The sequence below is a fragment of the Leisingera sp. S2M4 genome (genome assembly GCF_055398055.1).
This window is the reverse complement of sequence record NZ_AP040861.1, coordinates 958,828-976,537: the sequence shown is the minus strand read 5'-3', so window position 1 is coordinate 976,537 and position 17,710 is coordinate 958,828. Positions and strand designations below refer to the sequence as shown.

Below are 17,710 nucleotides of genomic sequence, written 5' to 3'. Positions count from 1 at the left end.
GCACGCCCTTAAATTGCAGGAAATCGCGTAAGCTGTCCCCACTGTTCACCAGAAGGGGACTATATCATGCTTCGTTACATCTATGGCCATGACCTGAACAACCACGCCTTGCTGGCCCGGTCCATGTTCCGCGACCGGGCGGACCAGTTCCGAACCCGGCTGGGATGGGAGGTGCAGGTCGACGCGCAGGGAGAGGAGCGCGATGAGTATGATGCGCTGGATCCGCTCTATGTGATCTGGGAGATGCCCGATGGTCGTCACGGCGGCTCGATGCGGTTTTTGCCCACCACAGGGCCGGTGATGGTCAACGACGTGTTTCTGGAATTGGCGGGTGGGGTGCCGGTGTGCAGTCCGCTGATCTGGGAATGCACCCGGTTCTGCCTGTCGCGCAAGGCGGGGGGATCTGTTGCCGGGGCGCTGACCCTGGGCGGCGTGGAAATCATGCGCAACTTCCATCTGCGCCACTTCGCCGGAGTCTTTGACCGGCGCATGGTGCGGGTCTATCGCGGCCTTGGCTTCTGTCCCGAGGTGATCGGCAGCAGCGGCGAAGGCCGTGAACGGATCTGTCTCGGGCTGTGGGAGTACAGCCCGGAGGTCTACCTGAGGGTGGCGGCGAAGGCCGGGATCGCGCCCGAGCTGTCGCAACTGTGGTTCGACCGAGCGTTCGGCGGCGTCGCCGCGTCACCGGCGCTGCCGCTCACGGCCTGACCCGGCACTGGGCGCAGTGAGCAAAGCACACGGCGGAGCCGGGAGCCTCTGGCGGACCCGGCTCCGCGGCTGTAGTGTCGCGCCATGACCACCTTGCCCGTACAGTTTTCCGATGATCAGGCCACCGCTTATGACAGCGTGACCGAGCTCCTGCGCCAGGCGGGAATTGACCTTGATGACGGGCTTTTGCACCCGCCGCGCGGCGACGCCGGGGTGATGGCGGTGATTGGCAAGGCTGGCTCGGGCAAGACGCTGCTGTTGGCGGAACTGTACAAGGCGCTGGAACAGGCCGGGGTCGAGGTTGTCTCGGGCGATTACGAGAGCCGCAAGAAAAGTGACGACCGTCGCACGTTGGCGATTCTGGCACCCACCAACAAGGCGGCCAGCGTTCTGCGACTGCGCGGGGTGCCGGCCACCACCATCCACCGCATCCTCTATACCCCGGTTTATGACCCGGAGTTCGAGAAGATCGCGGAATGGCTGGCCGGGCAGGGCGATCAGCCCGAGATCGAGGGCTTGACCGAAGAGGCCTTGGCGCGCGCGGCGGCGTTTTACGAGAAGAACAAGTCGATCCCCGGTGCGCTGGCTGCCGCGGGTTTGCGTGGCTCGGACTTCATCACCGGCTGGAAGCGGCGCGAAGAGCCGCTGGATATCGGTTTTGTCGATGAGGCTTCGATGCTGGACGACCGCCAGTTCGAGGATCTGAAGGAGATTTTCCCCAACCTCATCCTGTTCGGAGACCCGGCGCAGCTGGCGCCGGTCAACCAGTCCGGCTCGATGGTGTTCGACGCGCTGCCGGAGCCACGCCGCCTGATCCTGAACCGCATCCACCGGCAGGAGGCGGGAAACCCGATCCTGGATCTGGCGCATGCGCTGGCCGATCCGCAGCTGGGGTTCGAGGATTTCGAGCGGATGATCGAGGACACCGCCCGCCGCGATGAGCGGGTGGTCTGGGGCCAGCGGGTCGAGGTCGACCTGATGGCGCGCTCACCGGTTCTGGTGTGGCGCAACAACACCCGCATCCGGCTGATCAATGCCTTCCGCGCTGTGCATGGCGCGCCGGAAGATGCCCTGATCGAGGGCGAGCCGCTGATCTGCGATGGCATCGAGTTGCCGATCAAGCATCGCAAGAAGCGCCTCGACCTTGAGGCGCGCGGCCTGATCAAGGGCGCGCAGGTGATTTTTCTCGGGGCAGGGCGCAAACCCGGTTTTTCGCGGCTGCACGTGATGGGGGCAGAGGATCCACAGGTGTCGGCGGCGTCGATCGTCAAGATCGAAAAACCGGATGAGGAAGAGCCCTTCATCCCCTATGCCGCGCGCATGGGGGCCACTTTTCTGCACGGCGCGGCGGTTACCATCCACAAGGCGCAGGGCTCGCAGTGGGACACCACGCAGGTCTTCGCACCCGACATCTACGCCGCCGCCCGAATGGGCCGGGTCGAAGCAGGGCAGCCCTTGTGGAAACGTCTGGCCTATGTCGCCATCACCCGCGCGCAGGAGCGGCTGATCTGGGTGGTGCGTAATCGTCTGGCCAAACCCAGCGGCCCCTTGCGTGTGGATGACCTGAAAGCGGTCCCGGCGGCGGCATTGACTTTGGAAGTACAGGAGGACACCCCGGCATGACGCAATCAATCCTGATTACCGGCGCGAGCTCCGGTATCGGCCGCGCGGTGGCTGAGCTGTTCCTGGCCGAAGGCTGGCAGGTTGGTTTGCTGGCGCGTAGAGCCGACAAGCTGCAGGAGGTGGCGCAGGGCCATGCAAACGCGCATGTGCTGGCGGCCGATGTGACAGACCCGGCAGCGGTGGATCACGCATTGAACAGCTTTGCCATGACCGCGGGGCGGCTGGATGTGCTGTTCAACAACGCAGGCATTTTCACGCCGCCCGGCACCATTGATGAAATCCCGCTGGACAACTGGTTCGCCTCGGTGAACGTCAATCTCAACGGCATGTTCCTTGCCGCCCGCGCAGCGTTCCGGCAGATGCGGCAGCAGGCGCCGCAGGGTGGGCGGATCATCAACAACGGCTCCATCGCCGCGCATGTCCCCAGACCGCAGAGCGCGCCATATGCCGCGACCAAGGCGGCGATCACGGGCCTCACCAAAAGCCTGTCGCTGGACGGCCGCGCGTTTGACATCGCCTGCGGCCAGATCGACATCGGCAATGCCCGCACGCCAATGGTGGAAGAGCTGAGCCAGCGTCAGGCCGCCGCCGACCCCGAGGCGGCGCCGATGCAGAGCTTTGCAGTCGAAGATGCGGCGCGCTCGGTGCTGCACATGGCAAATCTGCCGTTGGAGGCCAACGTGCAGTTCATGACGGTGATGGCCACCAAGATGCCCTATATCGGCCGCGGCTAGGCGCTCCCGCCCGTCGCTGGCGCATCTGGGATACGCCGCTCCCGTTGGGCGTGGCGCTGCGCTGATGCGCTGCGGGCCTCCGGCCGGAGTATTTCGGGAAAGGCGAAACACCGGGCTTCATCTTTCTGCAAATACTCCGGGGTGAATTGGCCGCAAGGCCAAGAGGGGCAGAGCCCCTGTCAGCGGTTCCTGATCAGGCTGAAGGCGGCGGAGGCGCCCCAGCCGGCGGCGATGGCAATTGCCAGCGACATCAGCCCATAGAGAAAGGGCTGTTCGCGCGACAGGGCGTAGAGGAACTTTTCAAGACCGACCTTGCGCACGTCGATGGCGGTTTCGTAGCTGGAGACCACCTCGCCGCCACGGGTCAGGAAGATGCGGGTCGCATAGGTGCCTTCGGTCAGGTTCGCGGGCATCCGGATGGCGGTGCGGAACAGGGTCTGCTCATCCACCGCCACGGTGTTTTCCCGCAACGAATAGAGGCCGTTCTTCTCGCGGATACGCACCACCGCATCGGCGAAATCCTGGGCGCCGCGAATGTGCATCGCAGCGCCGACCGAGCGGATCGCCCGCTCGATCGAGATGCGGTGGCGCAGGTCCTCGGTGTCGGTCAGCACCTCGTTAAACGGCGCGCTGGTGGCCACCGCGTAAAAGGCCGGCGCGGAATCAACCAATACGCTGTCGGCGTTGACCCAGATGCCGAGCTTCTTTTCCTTGCGACGCACCATCACCGCGGGGGCCGGGCCGGAGACCGTCACGACAACCTCCAGCGGGTCATCCACCGGGATCGGTGTTTCGCGTTTCACTGCGCCGAACACGAGGATCTCGGAGCCATCGAACGTGGCGGTGATCGCGACGCGGTCCTGGCTGAGGCCTAGAACGACTTCCTCCTTGGCGGCCTGGGCGGCGGTCTGCGGCAGCAGCAGCGCGGCAGCGGCAAGGGCGGGCAGCAGCAGCTTGCGCATTGTCAGTGCCCCCCCATCGCGCCGAGCGAGAACAGCTCAGCCGGTTGCAGCAGCAGGTCCAGCCCCAGCTTGACGCAGACGGCAATGACCATCAGCGCCAGCAGAATGCGCAGCTGTTCGGCCTTGAGGTAGACGCCGATGCGGGTGCCGATCTGCGCGCCGATGACGCCGCCGACCAGCAGCAGCACCGCCAGGACGATGTCGACGGTGTAGTTGGTGGTGGCGTGCAGCATGGTGGTGAAGCCGGTGACCAGAATGATCTGGAACAGCGAGGTGCCGACCACCACCTTGGTGGGCATGCCGAGAATGTAGATCATCGCAGGCACCATGATGAAGCCGCCGCCGACCCCCATGATGGCCGCAAGGATGCCGACGCAGACCCCGACGAGCACCGGCGGGATCACCGAGATATAGAGCCCGGAGGTGCGAAAGCGCATCTTGAAGGGCAGGGCATGCACCCAGCCACGCTGGCGCCGGGTGGGGGGCGCGGAGCCGCCTGCCTTGCGGGTCTTGCGGATGGCGTTGAGGCTCTCGATGAACATCAACCCGCCGACAACGCCGAGGAACACGACATAGCACAGCTTCACCAGCAGATCGACCTGACCCAGTGCCTTGAGGTAGTTGAAAACCACCACCCCGAGCGCGGCGCCGATGAGGCCGCCTGCCTGCAGAACCAGCCCCATCTTGATATCGACGGTGCGCCTTCGGAAATGGGCCAGCACACCGGAAAAGGAAGAGGCGACAATCTGGTTGGCCTCGGTCGCCACCGCCACCGCGGGTGGAATGCCGATAAAAAACAAGAGCGGCGTCATCAAGAAGCCGCCTCCAACCCCAAACATGCCCGACAGAATCCCGACCAGGCCGCCAAGGCCCAGCAACAGGAACGCGTTCACCGAGACCTCGGCTATGGGAAGGTAGATCTGCATGTTCTTTGTTAGACCTGAGTTCGTTCAAAAATCAATGACCGATGCTGCTGTGCAGCGTGCAGGACTGATTTGACGCGAGAAACTGGACCTATCTGGCCTCGGAAATTTCGGGCGCAGACGGGAAAACAAAAAACGCCCGGTGCGGGACCGGGCGTTTGAGTGACAGCGCGTAGCGGCAGGGCGTTATGCCCCTTAGCGCTCCTTTACATAAGGTTGGCCGCCGGCACGTGGCGGGATCGCCTTGCCCACGAAGCCGGCCAGAATCACGACCGTGAGCACATAGGGAAGCGCGTCCATTGCCTGCACCGGAATGGTCAGACCACCCAGTTCGATGTTCTGAAAGCGCAGCGCAATGGCTTGCAACAGGCCGAACAGCAGGCAGGCCCCCATGGCGTGCCAGGGCCGCCACTTGGCAAAGATCAGCGCCGCAAGCGCGATGAAGCCGCGCCCTGCGGTCATCTCCTTGACGAAGCCGGCCTGAAGCGCGGTGGCGAGGTAAGCACCGGCAATGCCGCACAGCAAACCGCAGATCAGAACAGCTGCGTAGCGCAGCCCCACGACTGAGACGCCAGCGGTATCAACTGCGGCAGGGTTTTCGCCCACCGCCCGCAGTCGCAGACCAAAACGGGTGCGGAACAGGATCCACCAGGTTGCGGGCACTGCGAGGAAGGCGAAGTAGACCAGGATCGAGTGGCCCGACAGCAGCTCGGAATAGACCTGATGCACGGGGTTGGCTTCGGCCATCAGGCGCGACACCGGCTGACCTGTCGCCGCGGCATCCGCAGGGCCGATGGCAAAGGGCCATTCCCAGCCCTCGAACCGGCCGCCGCTGAACAGCGAAGGCGTGCGGCCGCCTTGCTTGAACCAGTCCTGCGCGATCAGAACCGTCAGGCCGGAGGCGAGGAAGTTGATCGCAACGCCGGAGATCAGCTGGTTACCCCGGAAGGTGATCGACGCGACCCCGTGCAGTACCGACAGTACCAGAGAGGCGGCAATGCCTGCCAGCAATCCCAGCCAGACATTGCCGGTGACAGCGGCCACCGCCGCCGAGAAGAAGGCCGCCATCAGCATCTTGCCCTCAAGCCCGATGTCAAAGATGCCCGCGCGTTCGGAAAACAGACCCGCGAGGCAGGCCAGCAGCAGCGGTGTTGCCAGACGGATGGTGGAGTCCAGAATCTGGATGATCGTCAGGAATTCCATCAGTTCTGCCCCTTCCGTACCGCGATGAAGATCTTCTCAAGCGGCATCCGCACCATGTTGTCCAGCGCGCCGGTGAACAGGATCACCAAAGCCTGGATCACCACGATCAGCTCGCGCGGGATCGAGGTCCAGAGCGCCAGTTCTGCGCCGCCCTGGTACAGGAAGCCGAACAGGATTGCGGCCAGGAACACGCCGAAGGGGTGGTTGCGCCCCATCAGCGCCACCGCGATGCCGATGAAGCCGGCGCCCTCGGTGGAGTTCAGCACGAGGCGCTCGGCCTCGCCCATGACGTTGTTGATCGCCATCATCCCGGCCAGCGCGCCGGAGATCAGCATGGCGATCATCACGATCCGCACCGAGGAAATGCCCGCATAGCGCGCTGCCGGTTCGGATTTGCCCAGGGAGCGGATCTCGTAGCCCAGCGGGGTGCGCCAGATCAGCAGCCAGATCACCACGCAGGCGGCCAGCGCCACCAGGAGGCTGACATTGGCGGGGCCGGATTTGGAGAACTCGATCCCCAGCGGCGCCAGCATTTCATGCAGCGAGGGCAGGTGGACCGTTTCCGGGAAGCGGGCCGAGGCCGGATCCTGCGAGCCCTTGGGGCGCAGCACGTTGACCAGCATGTAGTTCAGCACCGCCGCGGCGATGAAGTTGAACATGATGGTGGTGATCACGATATGGCTGCCGCGCTTGGCCTGCAGATAGGCGGGGATCGCCGCCCAGGCGGCGCCAAACAGGCCGGCGCCAAGGGCGGCAAAGATCAGCGCCAGCGACCAATGCGGCCAGGGGATGAACAGGCACACCAGGGCAACGCCGAGGCCCCCCAGCATTGCCTGGCCTTCACCGCCGATGTTGAACAGCCCCGCATGGGCGGCCACGGCCACAGCGAGGCCCGTGAACATGAAGTTGGTGGCGTAATAGAGCGTGTAGCCCCAGCCATAGGTGGACCCCAGCGCGCCGTCGACCATCAGCTTGACCGCGGCCACCGGGTCTTCGCCGATGGCAAGGATCACCAGCGCCGAGAGCGCGGCGGCCAGCAGCAGGCTGATCAGCGGGATCAGGACCACGTCGGCCCATTTTGGCATCTTTTCCATTACGCGGCCTCCCCCGCGACACCGGCCATCATCAGGCCGAGCTCTTTCTCGTTGGTCTGATCAGCCGGGCGTTCGCCCATGATCATGCCGTCAAACATCACCGCCACACGGTCCGACAGGGACAGGATCTCCTCCAGCTCGACCGAGACGAGCAGGATGGCCTTGCCCTGATCGCGCAGGGCGACGATCTGCTTGTGAATGAATTCGATGGCGCCGATGTCGACGCCGCGGGTCGGCTGGCCCACCAGCAGCAGGTCGGGATTGCGCTCGATCTCGCGGGCGACCACGATCTTCTGCTGGTTGCCGCCAGAGAAGTTCTTGGCGGCCAGCCAGGGATCCGGCGGGCGCACGTCGAACTTCTCCATCTTGGCCTCGGTGTCGGCGCGCAGGGCGGCATTGTTCATCATCAGGCCGTTCTGGTAGGCCGGATCGCGATGATAGCCGAACGCGACGTTTTCCCAGGCGTGGAAATCCATGATCAGCCCTTCGCGCTGGCGGTCTTCCGGCACGTGGCCGACATGGGCGGCACGGCGGGCCCTGCCGTCGGCACCATGACCTGACAGTGGCAGCGGCTGGCCGTGCAGCTTGAGGGTGCCGGTGCCTTCGCGCATGCCGCCCAGCACCTCCAGAAGCTCGGACTGGCCATTGCCGGCAACCCCGGCGATGCCGACGATCTCGCCTGCGCGCACGGTCAGATCGATGCCTTTCAGGCGCTCGACGCCTGCGCTGTCGACCACCCGCAGGCCCTCGACCTCCAGCACCGGGGCCCCTGGTGTTGCGGGCACCTTGTCGACGCGCAGCAGCACCTTGCGGCCGACCATCAGTTCGGCCAGGTGCTCGGGGCTGGTCTCAGCCGTCTTGACGGTGGCGGTCATCTGGCCACGGCGCATTACCGACACCGTGTCGGTGTACTCCATGATCTCGCGCAGTTTGTGCGTGATCAGGATGATGGTCTTTCCTTCGGCGCGCAGCCGGTCGAGGATGCGGAAAAGCTGGTCGGCCTCGGACGGGGTGAGCACCCCGGTGGGCTCGTCCAGGATCAGGATTTCCGCCTTGCGGTACAGCGCCTTGAGGATTTCGACCCGCTGCTGCGCGCCGACGCCGATCTCGTCGATGCGGGCGTCGGGGTCGACGAACAGCTCGTATTCTTCCTCAAGCGCCTTCAGCTCCTTGCGGGCGCGGCGCAGTGAGGGCATCAACAGGCCGCTGTCCTCGGCGCCCAGCACGATGTTTTCCAGCACGGTGAAATTCTCCACCAGTTTGAAATGCTGGAACACCATGCCGATGCCTGCGGCGATGGCGGCCTGGCTGTCGGGGATCTCGGTGCGCGTGCCGTTGATCCAGACCTCGCCCTTGTCAGCCTTGTAAAACCCATAGAGGATCGACATCAGTGTCGATTTACCGGCGCCGTTTTCACCGATGATGCCGTGAATGGTGCCGGGGGCGACGCGGATGGAAATGTCCTTGTTTGCCTGGACCGGGCCAAAGGCCTTGGAAATGCCTTTGAGTTCGATGGCGGGGGCGGTCAAGCGGGCTCTCCCATGCCTGAAGTTCCGATCCTTGCTCCCAAAGTGAGGGCGGCGGGCGCGATGCGGGACGGGCAGGCGGGATAGATGCCTGACCAACCGGCGCTGCCGGGATCGGAGTGGAAAAAGAGGAACCCGCCCCCCATGTCCGCCGAGGCGGATCGGGAAGCGGGTGATGGCTGGCCCCAGGCGGCACGCAGAATATGCAGACAATCCGTCATGGCCTGGGACAGTCGGATCAGAAGCTCAGCGCAGGGCAGCTGTCGTTTTCATAGTAGCTTGCGACGCTGATCTCGCCTGCGATGATCTTTTCGCGGGCTTCTTCAACTGCGGCCTTCATCTCGTCGGTGACCAGCGGGGCGTTGTGCTCGTCCAGGGCATAGCCCACACCGTCTTCGGCCAGACCCATGGTGAAGACGCCGGTCTCCAGGTCTTCGCCGGCCTTCATGGCTTCATAGACGGCCACGTCCACCCGCTTGAGCATGGAGGTCAGGACCTTGCCCGGGTGCAGGTGGTTCTGGTTGCTGTCCACGCCGATCGACAGGATGCCTTCGTCGGCGGCTGTCTGCAGCACGCCCACGCCGGTGCCGCCGGCCGCGGCATAGATCACGTCAGCGCCCTGGCTGATCTGCGACTTGGTCAGCTCCGAGCCCTTCACCGGGTCGTTCCAGGCCGCCGGGGTGGTGCCGGTCATGTTGGCGACAACCTTGGCGTCGGGGTTCACGGCCTTCACGCCCTGGGCATAGCCACAGGCAAAGTGGCGGATCAGCGGGATGTCCATGCCGCCGATGAAGCCGACGGTGTCGGACTTCGACGCCATCGCCGCCATCATGCCGACCAGATAGGAGCCTTCATGCTCGGCAAAGCCGATCTGGCGAATGTTGGGCGCTTCCAGCCAGGTGACGTCGACAGCCACGAACTTGGTGTCCGGGTAGTCGGCGGCAACGGTGCTGAGCGGGTCGGCCATGGCAAAGCCCATGGTGATGACGGGGTTGGCGCCGGCTTCGGCAAAGCGGCGCAGGGCCTGCTCGCGCTGGGCTTCGGACTGCAGCTCGATCTCGCGGTAGCTGCCGCCAGTCTCTTCGGCCCAGCGGCTGGCACCGTTATGGGCGGCTTCGTTGAAGCTCTTGTCGAATTTGCCGCCCAGGTCGAAGATCAGCGCCGGTTCTGCCAGTGCGGCGCCTGCGGTCAGCGCCAGCGACGCGGCTGCGCCCATCAGCGATTTCATCAGGGTCATCAGGAAACTCCCACTATCATTTTTTTTCATATGCAGCGGGGTTTGCCGCTGCCCGGCCTCGTTCAGGCCAAAAGGGTGCGGCAATTTAGCCTGCAGGGCAGGGAGAGGGTCAACAGCTTTTTGACCAAATGGTGCGAAATAGCGGGCTGAACCGCAAAGTGGCCTAACGTAAAGCTTTGCGCATCAGCAGCGCGTCGACAGCTTGTGCGCCCGGACGCGGGTAATATTCCCGCCTCAGGCCGCACTCCGCGAATCCCGCGCTGCGATATAGCGACTGTGCCGGAGCATTGTCGGCGGCGACCTCAAGCAACACCTCCGTCACGCCACGCAGCCGCAGCTCGACCTCCGCCCGCGACAGGCAGGCCCGCGCCAGTCCCTGGCGCTGGTGATCCGGGTGGGTGGCAATGGTCAGCAGCTCCGCCTCGTCCGCGATCACCCGAAACAGGGCAAAGCAGCGGTCGTCGCCGACCACAAGCGACAGGCGGCTGGTCAACAGCTCCGCGAATTCACCGGTTGTCCAAGGACGCGATTGGGTGAAGGCGGCCGCATGGGTGGCGGCCATCTGTGACGGGCTTGGTGCGTCAGTCATCGAGCAGGGTCGGCGCGACGTCACTCGAGGGCGCGGCGTCCGCGGCCCGCAGGTAAAGTGGCGCGGGGGGCTCGGTGGCGGTGGCAAAGCGTGCGGAGGCGATGCGCGCAATGGCTTCCGCGATCCCGGGGGGGCTGGCCTCGGGCGCAAACGCCAGACCGGCACCGCGGGCGGCGTCCTCGGCCTCCTGGCGCGGCATCAGGCGCGGTGCCTCGCCGGGCAGGGCGGCATAGACCTGGTCACGGGGGGCAGGCACCGCGGGCAGGCTGCCGTCCGCCTCGCGGGCCTCAAAGCCGTTGACGCCCACCGCCGGGATGTCCAGCCCGAGGGCCAGCCCACGGGCCGCGGATACGGCGATGCGAATTCCGGTGAAATTGCCCGGGCCGATGCCGACACCCAGCGCGTCGAGGTCTTCCCAGCTGGCATCGGCCTCGGACAGCACCTCTTGCAGCAGCGGCATCAGTCGTTCGGCCTGGCCGCGGGTCATCTCTTCCAGACGGGTGGTCAGCACCTCGTCGCCGCGCAGCAAAGCGGCCGCGCAATGCGCGGCCGATGTGTCAAATCCCAGAACCAGCGGTTCAGAGGTCATGCAATGTCCTTTCGCAGCCGTCACACGGCAACCGGGCGCACCTCGGTGACTTCCGGAATGTAATGGCGCAGCAGGTTCTCGATGCCCATCTTCAGCGTCAGGGTCGAGGAGGGGCAACCTGCGCAGGCACCCTGCATGTGCAGGTAGACAACGCCGCGATCAAAGCCGTGGAAGGTGATGTCGCCGCCGTCCTGGGCAACTGCGGGGCGGACGCGGCTGTCCAGCAGTTCCTTGATCTGGTTGACGATCTCGGCATCTTCGCCCGAGTGTTCCGCGTGGCCCGAGGCCGGATCGGACGAGCCATCGGCCATCACCGGCTGACCGGATTGGAAGTGCTCCATCACCGCGCCGAGGATGGCGGGCTTGATGTGGTCCCAATCGACGCTGTCTTCCTTGGTCACGGTGACGAAGTCATTGCCAAAGAATACGCCGGTCACGCCGTCGACGGCGAAAATGCGGGCAGCCAGCGGGGATTTCTCGGCGGCCTCGGCACTGGCAAAGTCTGCGGTGCCGACCTCGAGAACTGTCTGACCCGGCAGGAATTTCAGCGTCGCCGGGTTGGGCGTGGATTCGGTCTGAATGAACATGGCGGGTCTCCGTTAAGCGTGTTCCCGATATGCGCCTTGCGCCACGGCAAGTCAAGATTTGGAACCATTCTAAATTGCCGGGGCTCGGCAGAGCAATGGCGATGGGAGCGGGGCGCAGCGCGGTGGTGTTCGGTCGCGTCGGGTATCAGGTGATGGCTTCCAGCCGTTCCTTGGACAGATCGCCCGGAACGATGGTGATCGGCACCGGTAGCGTGCCCGAGTTCTTGGTCAGCTGGGTGACCAGCGGTCCCGGCCCCTTGCGCCCGATGCCCGCGCCGAGCACCAGCACGCCGATTTCTGGATCGCCCTCGATATAGTCGAGGATTTCAGGCACCGGCTCGCCTTCGCGGATCACCAGTTCAGGGTCGACATTCTGGCGGTCACGCATCCACTTGGCGAAAACCTCGAAGTGGGCGTGAATGCGTTCGCGGGCCTCTTCACGCATGACCTCGCCGACACCGATCCAGTGGTTGAACTCATCCGGCGGGATCACCGACAGGATGGTCACACCGCCGCCGGTGTGCGCAGCCCGCATCGCGGCAAAGCGCATCGCGTTCAGACATTCGCGGCTGTCGTCCAGTACCACCAGGAATTTGCGCATCTCGCCTCACGTGTTGTTGCGTCGGGATCATGGCGCAAGCAGGCCGATCAGGCAATAGAGCTGCTGCTGCGCTGTCATTTCTGCCCTGCTGCCCAATCCCAGTAGAGCGCGCGGACGCGTTTGGTCACCGGGCCGATCTCATAGGTGCAGTCGTCGAATGCGGTGACCGGGGTCACTTTGGCCATGTTGCCGGACAGAAAGATCTCATCCGCGGTCTCGAAGTCTTCGTAGGTCAGCACGCATTCGGTCACGGTCATTCCATCGGCGCGCATGTTGGCGATATGGCGGGCGCGGGTGATGCCGGCCAGGAAGGTGCCGTTGGGGATCGGCGTGAACACGACGCCATCGCGGACCAAGAAGACGTTGCTGGTGGCGGTTTCGGCAACATTGCCCATGGCATCCAGTGCCAGGGCATTCGTAAAGCCCTTGCTGCGGGCCTCGCGCAGCATGCGGGCGTTGTTGGGATAGAGGCATCCGGCCTTGGCATTCACTACCGCGTTTTCCAGCACCGGCCGACGGAAACGGGTGCGGGTCAGCGTGGCAGAGGCGTCGGCGGCGGGCATCGGGATCTCTTCCAGGCTGACGGCGAATTGCGTGCTGTCCGCGTCCGGAGCAATCAGCGTCGCATCACCATCGGTGGCCCAGTACATCGGCCGCACGTAGACGGCTGCGTCCGCGGCAAACCCTTTGAGCCCGTCGCGGATCAGTTCGGCCATTTCAGCCGCCTGCAAGGTCGGCTCCATCATCAACGCACGGGCCGAGGCATTGGTGCGGGCGCAATGCAGGTCCAGGTCTGGTGTGACGCCATCAAAGAAGCGGGCGCCGTCAAACACCGAGGAGCCCAGCCACATCCCATGGTCCGCGGCCCGCATCACGGCGACATCGCCGTCGTGCCAGGTGCCATTGAAATAGGTCCGGATTTTGCTGCCTGCGGCCATCGATCTGTCCTTTCGCTTGGTGGCGGAACGCTAGGCAGGAATGGGTCAGAGGTCCATACCCTTTTCCGCCTCCAGCAGCGCCTCGAGATCAAGCGGCTCGTTGACCATCGCCAGTTCGCCATCGGCGGTCCGTGGCCACTCCGTTGCCGGGCGGTCCCGGTAGAGTTCGACGCCGTTGCCGTCCGGGTCGCGGATGTAGAGCGCTTCTGAAACGCCATGGTCGGCGGCGCCCTCCAGCGGGATGTTGGCCGCCAGGACCCGACGCAGCACGGCACCGAGGCTGGGGCGGTCCGGTAGCAGGATTGCGGTATGGTATAGCCCCGTGGTGCCCGGAGCCGGTTGCGCTCCGCCGCGCGAGTGCCAGGTGTTCAGGCCAATGTGGTGATGATAGCCGCCCGCCGAGAGGAAAGCCGCGGACTCGCCGATCCGCTGGGTGACATCGAACCCCAGAACGCCGCTGTAAAAGCCGATTGCACGCTCAAGGTCCGAGACCTTCAGGTGAACATGGCCGATGCAGGTGCCTTGGGGAAGGGATGTGGAACCAGTGCTCATGTTCGTCTCCTTGAGGTGCTGTACCGCCGCGCGGTCTGTCCCTTTGAATATGGCGACAGTCAGGGCCGGTGCCAGTCCACAGGGGCGCACCATTCCCCTGTGCGGTTGCACACTGTCACAGGGGGCGTGACCGCGCGCCGACAAGCGCGCCGCGCCCAAGCGGACCAGCGCATGACACTGCGTGCAAGGAGGGGCGGGAGCGCCGGGCTGCCTGGCGCGCAGACGCAGCCGGGCTCAGCCTGCTGGCGCCAGCCCGGCTTTCGCCAGGATGGAAGTTGCCTGTTGCTGCCAGCGGGTCTTCAACTCGGCGTTTGGCGTGCGGCGCAGCCCCATCGCTTTCAGCCCTTCGAACTTGTCCGAGGCTTCCTGCCCGAAGCTTGCCGCGACTCTTGGCCACCAATAGTCAACCAAGTCTTGCAGGGGCTCGGTTCCGGTTGATTCCACGAGTGTCATCAGCCCTTCTTCGGCCAGTTCCGCGTGGCGGGTCTCCACTGGCAGGATCGTGCGGAAGGCCTCGGCCAAGGGCTGGTAGGAGACATGGCTCAGCTCCTCCAGCTGGAGGGTCACGGCGCGGCCCATCAACACGTTCATCACGACCGCATCGGCCCAGCCTTGCAGCGGGTAGTTGAAGACCGCCAGCCGCATGTCGTGTTGGCTTCGGCTCTGTCCGATGTCGGCATCGCGCGCCAGCCGGGCGGTCCAGGGATGGTGATCGGCATAGCGGGCCGTGTCCGCACCGAATTCCCCCATCAGGCGCAACACCCGGTCCGCATGCGCGGTTTTTTCCAGCACGATGCGGGCCGCGGCGATGCGGGCCTGGATGCCGGGACCCTGGTTGATGATATCAGCAAAACCTGCGGCACCGGCCAGCTCGCTGTCGACGAAGGTTGCCATCAGCTTCAGCAGCTCTGCCCGGTAGCGGGGCGGGACGTTGGCCGGGGTGGTCAACACGCCCCCGCGGGCCAGGTAGGTTTCGATGCTCATATCTTCAGCCACGGCTGATCCTCCCCAAAACGGTTGCTACTGGTCGTAGTCCACCACCACTGTATCCGTCACCGGGTAGGCCTGGCAGCTAAGCACATACCCTTTTTCGACCTCGTAATCCTCAAGCGCGTGATTGGCGACCATCTCCACCTCGCCCTCCAAAACCTTGCAGCGGCAGGTGGAGCAGACGCCCGCCTTGCAAGCGTAGGGCGCGTCCATGGCGTTTTCCAGTGCGGCGTCCAGCAGCGTCATGTCCTTGCCCATCTGGATGGTCTGGGTGGCCCCGTCGAGTGTGATGGCCGCCTTGGTCTGATTGGCGCTTGTGCCAGCTTCTGCGGCGCCCGCCTTGCGCTTGGCGCGGCCCGGCTGGGCAGAGGCGAAAAGTTCAAACTTGATCTGGCTGTCCTCCAGCCCGGCCGTGCGCAGGGCTGCGGCGATGCCGAGCATCATCGGTTCAGGACCACAGATGAAGGCGGTGTCGACGGACGTGATGTCGATCCAATGCTCAAAGAGCTGGGCGCATTTTTCCTCGGTCACGAGACCGGTGAACAGGTCAATGTCCTGAGCGTCGGATTCCAGCACATGGATGACGTTCAGTCGCCCCATGTGGATGTTCTTCAGATCCTCCAGTTCCTCGCGGAACATGATCGTGTTCACGCCCTTGTTGGCATAGACCAGCGTGAAGGAGGACTTTGGCTCTGTCGCCAGCGTCGTCTTGAGGAGCGAGAGGACGGGCGTGATGCCGGAGCCGCCCGCGAAGCCGAGATAGTGTTTTTCAGCCTTCGGATCGAGCGGCGTGTGAAAGGTGCCCATCGGCGGCATCGCCTGCAGGGTATCGCCGACTTTCAGCTCGGTGTTGGCCCAGGTCGAAAAGGCACCGCCGTCGACGCGCTTGATGCCGACCTGCAGGATGCCCTCGTCCTTTCCGGCACAGATGGAATAGCTGCGGCGCAGCTCCTCGCCGTCGAAGTCCCGCCGGAAGGTCAGATACTGGCCTTGGGTGAAATCGAACGCAGTGGCCGCCTCCGGCGAGGGTTTCAGGGTGACCACCACCGCATCGCGAATGGTCTTGCGGACATCGGTGACTTCAAGGTCGTGAAAGCGCGCCATCAGGGTCTCCTCAGATGCACTTGAAATAATCAAAAGGTTCGAGGCAGTCCTGGCAGCGCCAGTGGGCCTTGCAGGGGGTCGAGCCGAACTGGCTGACCTTGGTGACATGTCGGCTGCCGCAATGCGGGCATTTTTCCGGGCCACCCGCGGGCTGGGGCGGGGCGATGCCGTAGACCTCGAGCTTGGCGCGGCCTTTGTCTGACAGCCAATCGGTGGTCCAGGCGGGCGAGATCTGGGTCTTGAGACGCACATCCTCAATGCCGCGGGCCTTGAGGGCGGTTTCGATATCCATCTGGATCACCGCGGTGGCCGGGCAGCCGGAATAGGTGGGTGTAACGGTGACGACCAGCGTGTCGTGCTGCCACTCGACGCCGCGGATGACGCCAAGGTCGACAAGGGAAATCACCGGGATCTCCGGGTCCGGCACCGCGTCCAGCCACTCCCAGACCTGGTCCGGGCTGGGCTTCTCGGCTGGTTTTTCGGCAAGTTGGCTCATGCGGAAATCCTCATTGGCTGTTTCGCCCGGACGCTAGACCGGGCAGCCCCCGACCTCCCCCACGGGAGGGGGCTTTACCCCCAACCCGAGGCCGGGGGCTGCCCTCAGTTCTTGTACCGTGGCGTTACCATCTCGCGCCGGGGTAGGCGCGTTGCAGCCACTGCATCTGGGTCAGCAGATGGCCCAGATGCTCGGTGTGCATCTGGCCGGTGCGGCCGCCTTTCTGGGCAAAGCGGCTCTCCGGGATGGTGAGCGTAGCCTCTGCCAGAACGTCGGAGACGCGGGAAACGTATGCGTCGCGCAAGGTTACTGGATCCGGCGCGATTCCTGCCTGCTCCATCGCGGCGTCGACCTCGTCGGAGAGGAACATCTCGCCGACGTAAGGCCAGAGGTAGTCCAACGCCGCCTGCATGCGGTTGTGGCTTTCCTCGGTGCCGTCCCCAAGGGAAATCACCGTCTCGGCGGACCGCTCAAAGTGGTAGGCAACTTCCTTCGAAGCCTTCTCTGCAATCGCGGCCACCCGCTCGTCCGAGGAGCTTTTCAGCTGTTCCAGCATCAGCCCATGCCAAGCGTCGAACAGGAACTGGCGCATCAGCGTCTGGCCGAAGTCACCGTTGGGCATCTCGACCAGCAGCAGGTTGCGGAAGTCCCAGGCGTCGCGCAGAAACGCGAGATCGTCTGCGGATTTCCCCTCGCCCTGCACATCTGCTGCAAGGCCCAGCCACATCTGGGTCTGGCCGATCAGGTCGAGAGCGATGTTGGCCAGTGCGATGTCTTCCTCCAGCACCGGCGCGTGCCCGCACCATTCGCTGACCCGGTGACCGAGGATCAGCGTGTTGTCTCCCATTCGCAGCAGGAACTGCACAAAGGCTTCTTGCTGGGTGAGGGCGGGTTGAGCTTTGGCGGCGGCGGCAGTCATCACATCGCCCCCACTTCGTCAGGAATGTCAAAGAAAGTCGGGTGGCGGTAAACCTTGCTTTCCGACGGCTCGTAAAGAGGACCCTTGTCGCTGGGTGAGGAGGCGGTGATCGCCGCGGCTTCGACAACCCAGATCGACACACCTTCGTTGCGGCGGGTGTAGACGTCGCGGGCGTTCTTGATTGCCATTTCGGCGTCGGGCGCGTGCAGGGAGCCGACGTGGCGGTGGCTCATGCCGTGCTGGCCGCGGATGAAGACTTCCCACAGGGGCCATTCGTTTTTCATATCTCTGATCCTCTTGGCTGAGGGGGCGCCGCGGGCGCTGGAAGGTTCGAA

Annotated in this window: 20 protein-coding genes; 3 read left to right on the top strand and 17 right to left on the bottom strand. The window is 64.5% G+C overall.

All coding sequences use genetic code 11. The features are described 5' to 3' along the window. Positions 1–66 precede the first annotated feature (66 nt). From ACZ52D_RS04750 to ACZ52D_RS04740, 3 genes are all read left to right on the top strand, one after another. Positions 67–708: an acyl-homoserine-lactone synthase gene (locus tag ACZ52D_RS04750; RefSeq protein WP_464442730.1), complete on the top strand. Its 642-nt coding sequence runs from the start codon at positions 67–69 to the stop codon at positions 706–708. A gap of 84 nt (positions 709–792) precedes the next feature. Beyond that, complete coding sequence (locus tag ACZ52D_RS04745; protein WP_222456268.1) at positions 793–2,331, top strand: ATP-dependent DNA helicase; 1,539 nt, start codon at positions 793–795, stop codon at positions 2,329–2,331. After that, complete coding sequence (locus ACZ52D_RS04740; protein WP_464442729.1) at positions 2,328–3,065, top strand: SDR family oxidoreductase; 738 nt, start codon at positions 2,328–2,330, stop codon at positions 3,063–3,065. Before ACZ52D_RS04745 ends, ACZ52D_RS04740 begins: the two co-directional genes overlap by 4 nt. 179 nt (positions 3,066–3,244) lie before the next feature. Here the strand turns inward: ACZ52D_RS04740 and ACZ52D_RS04735 are convergent, their stop codons facing one another. The 17 genes from ACZ52D_RS04735 to paaB all read right to left on the bottom strand — a co-directional run bounded on the left by ACZ52D_RS04735 (position 3,245) and on the right by paaB (position 17,659). Beyond that, a complete protein-coding gene (locus ACZ52D_RS04735) occupies positions 3,245–4,027 on the bottom strand; it encodes a TIGR02186 family protein (protein WP_417475616.1) in 783 nt (260 codons plus the stop codon). Between the two features lie 2 nt (positions 4,028–4,029). Then, positions 4,030–4,953 (bottom strand): sulfite exporter TauE/SafE family protein, encoded by a 924-nt coding sequence (locus ACZ52D_RS04730; protein WP_464442728.1) that lies wholly within the window; start codon positions 4,951–4,953, stop codon positions 4,030–4,032. Positions 4,954–5,145: 192 nt separating this feature from the next. After that, entirely contained in the window at positions 5,146–6,153 is a 1,008-nt protein-coding gene (locus ACZ52D_RS04725; protein WP_222456264.1) for an ABC transporter permease, read from the bottom strand. Continuing rightward, complete coding sequence (locus tag ACZ52D_RS04720) at positions 6,153–7,247, bottom strand: ABC transporter permease (RefSeq protein ID WP_369924579.1); 1,095 nt, start codon at positions 7,245–7,247, stop codon at positions 6,153–6,155. The genes ACZ52D_RS04725 and ACZ52D_RS04720 overlap by 1 nt, the downstream gene beginning before the upstream one ends. Then, complete coding sequence (locus tag ACZ52D_RS04715; protein ID WP_222456262.1) at positions 7,247–8,776, bottom strand: ABC transporter ATP-binding protein; 1,530 nt, start codon at positions 8,774–8,776, stop codon at positions 7,247–7,249. The genes ACZ52D_RS04720 and ACZ52D_RS04715 overlap by 1 nt, the downstream gene beginning before the upstream one ends. Positions 8,777–9,011: 235 nt before the next feature. Then, on the bottom strand, positions 9,012–10,010 hold the full coding sequence (locus ACZ52D_RS04710; protein WP_222456261.1) for a BMP family lipoprotein: 999 nt from the start codon (positions 10,008–10,010) through the stop codon (positions 9,012–9,014). A 163-nt stretch (positions 10,011–10,173) separates the two neighbouring features. Continuing rightward, positions 10,174–10,599, bottom strand: coding sequence for a GNAT family N-acetyltransferase (locus ACZ52D_RS04705; RefSeq protein WP_464442727.1), 426 nt, complete (start codon positions 10,597–10,599; stop codon positions 10,174–10,176). Next, entirely contained in the window at positions 10,592–11,188 is a 597-nt protein-coding gene (gene tsaB, locus ACZ52D_RS04700) for a tRNA (adenosine(37)-N6)-threonylcarbamoyltransferase complex dimerization subunit type 1 TsaB (RefSeq protein WP_464442726.1), read from the bottom strand. The genes ACZ52D_RS04705 and tsaB overlap by 8 nt, the downstream gene beginning before the upstream one ends. A 20-nt stretch (positions 11,189–11,208) precedes the next feature. Further along, entirely contained in the window at positions 11,209–11,775 is a 567-nt protein-coding gene (locus tag ACZ52D_RS04695) for a NifU family protein (protein WP_369924581.1), read from the bottom strand. Between the two features lie 145 nt (positions 11,776–11,920). Continuing rightward, a complete protein-coding gene (locus tag ACZ52D_RS04690; protein ID WP_222456257.1) occupies positions 11,921–12,376 on the bottom strand; it encodes a universal stress protein in 456 nt (151 codons plus the stop codon). Between the two features lie 74 nt (positions 12,377–12,450). After that, positions 12,451–13,314, bottom strand: a complete 864-nt coding sequence (locus ACZ52D_RS04685; protein WP_464442725.1) for a branched-chain amino acid aminotransferase — start codon at positions 13,312–13,314, stop codon at positions 12,451–12,453. Between the two features lie 45 nt (positions 13,315–13,359). Continuing rightward, entirely contained in the window at positions 13,360–13,866 is a 507-nt protein-coding gene (locus ACZ52D_RS04680; RefSeq protein WP_464442724.1) for a VOC family protein, read from the bottom strand. A gap of 234 nt (positions 13,867–14,100) precedes the next feature. Beyond that, positions 14,101–14,862, bottom strand: coding sequence for a Phenylacetic acid catabolic protein (locus ACZ52D_RS04675; RefSeq protein WP_464442722.1), 762 nt, complete (start codon positions 14,860–14,862; stop codon positions 14,101–14,103). Between the two features lie 24 nt (positions 14,863–14,886). Beyond that, a complete protein-coding gene (gene paaE, locus ACZ52D_RS04670; RefSeq protein WP_464442721.1) occupies positions 14,887–15,960 on the bottom strand; it encodes a 1,2-phenylacetyl-CoA epoxidase subunit PaaE in 1,074 nt (357 codons plus the stop codon). A 10-nt stretch (positions 15,961–15,970) separates the two neighbouring features. Continuing rightward, positions 15,971–16,456 carry a 1,2-phenylacetyl-CoA epoxidase subunit PaaD gene (gene paaD / locus ACZ52D_RS04665; RefSeq protein ID WP_464442719.1) on the bottom strand — a complete coding sequence of 162 codons (486 nt, stop codon included), beginning with the start codon at positions 16,454–16,456 and terminating at the stop codon, positions 15,971–15,973. Positions 16,457–16,580: 124 nt separating this feature from the next. Further along, positions 16,581–17,375: a 1,2-phenylacetyl-CoA epoxidase subunit PaaC gene (gene paaC / locus ACZ52D_RS04660; protein ID WP_464442718.1), complete on the bottom strand. Its 795-nt coding sequence runs from the start codon at positions 17,373–17,375 to the stop codon at positions 16,581–16,583. Then, positions 17,375–17,659, bottom strand: a complete 285-nt coding sequence (gene paaB, locus ACZ52D_RS04655; RefSeq protein WP_222456250.1) for a 1,2-phenylacetyl-CoA epoxidase subunit PaaB — start codon at positions 17,657–17,659, stop codon at positions 17,375–17,377. The genes paaC and paaB overlap by 1 nt, the downstream gene beginning before the upstream one ends. Between the last annotated feature and the right edge of the window lie 51 nt (positions 17,660–17,710).

Excerpts from the sequence above, each read along its gene's own strand:
- ACZ52D_RS04750 (WP_464442730.1), top strand. The coding sequence starts at position 67 with ATGCTTCGTTACATCTATGGCCATGACCTGAACAACCACGCCTTGCTG.
- ACZ52D_RS04745 (WP_222456268.1), top strand. The coding sequence starts at position 793 with ATGACCACCTTGCCCGTACAGTTTTCCGATGATCAGGCCACCGCTTAT.
- ACZ52D_RS04740 (WP_464442729.1), top strand. The coding sequence starts at position 2,328 with ATGACGCAATCAATCCTGATTACCGGCGCGAGCTCCGGTATCGGCCGC.
- ACZ52D_RS04735 (WP_417475616.1), bottom strand. The coding sequence starts at position 4,027 with ATGCGCAAGCTGCTGCTGCCCGCCCTTGCCGCTGCCGCGCTGCTGCTG.
- ACZ52D_RS04730 (WP_464442728.1), bottom strand. The coding sequence starts at position 4,953 with ATGCAGATCTACCTTCCCATAGCCGAGGTCTCGGTGAACGCGTTCCTG.
- ACZ52D_RS04725 (WP_222456264.1), bottom strand. The coding sequence starts at position 6,153 with ATGGAATTCCTGACGATCATCCAGATTCTGGACTCCACCATCCGTCTG.
- ACZ52D_RS04720 (WP_369924579.1), bottom strand. The coding sequence starts at position 7,247 with ATGGAAAAGATGCCAAAATGGGCCGACGTGGTCCTGATCCCGCTGATC.
- ACZ52D_RS04710 (WP_222456261.1), bottom strand. The coding sequence starts at position 10,010 with ATGACCCTGATGAAATCGCTGATGGGCGCAGCCGCGTCGCTGGCGCTG.
- ACZ52D_RS04705 (WP_464442727.1), bottom strand. The coding sequence starts at position 10,599 with ATGACTGACGCACCAAGCCCGTCACAGATGGCCGCCACCCATGCGGCC.
- tsaB (WP_464442726.1), bottom strand. The coding sequence starts at position 11,188 with ATGACCTCTGAACCGCTGGTTCTGGGATTTGACACATCGGCCGCGCAT.
- ACZ52D_RS04695 (WP_369924581.1), bottom strand. The coding sequence starts at position 11,775 with ATGTTCATTCAGACCGAATCCACGCCCAACCCGGCGACGCTGAAATTC.
- ACZ52D_RS04690 (WP_222456257.1), bottom strand. The coding sequence starts at position 12,376 with ATGCGCAAATTCCTGGTGGTACTGGACGACAGCCGCGAATGTCTGAAC.
- ACZ52D_RS04685 (WP_464442725.1), bottom strand. The coding sequence starts at position 13,314 with ATGGCCGCAGGCAGCAAAATCCGGACCTATTTCAATGGCACCTGGCAC.
- ACZ52D_RS04680 (WP_464442724.1), bottom strand. The coding sequence starts at position 13,866 with ATGAGCACTGGTTCCACATCCCTTCCCCAAGGCACCTGCATCGGCCAT.
- paaE (WP_464442721.1), bottom strand. The coding sequence starts at position 15,960 with ATGGCGCGCTTTCACGACCTTGAAGTCACCGATGTCCGCAAGACCATT.
- paaD (WP_464442719.1), bottom strand. The coding sequence starts at position 16,456 with ATGAGCCAACTTGCCGAAAAACCAGCCGAGAAGCCCAGCCCGGACCAG.
- paaC (WP_464442718.1), bottom strand. The coding sequence starts at position 17,375 with ATGACTGCCGCCGCCGCCAAAGCTCAACCCGCCCTCACCCAGCAAGAA.
- paaB (WP_222456250.1), bottom strand. The coding sequence starts at position 17,659 with ATGAAAAACGAATGGCCCCTGTGGGAAGTCTTCATCCGCGGCCAGCAC.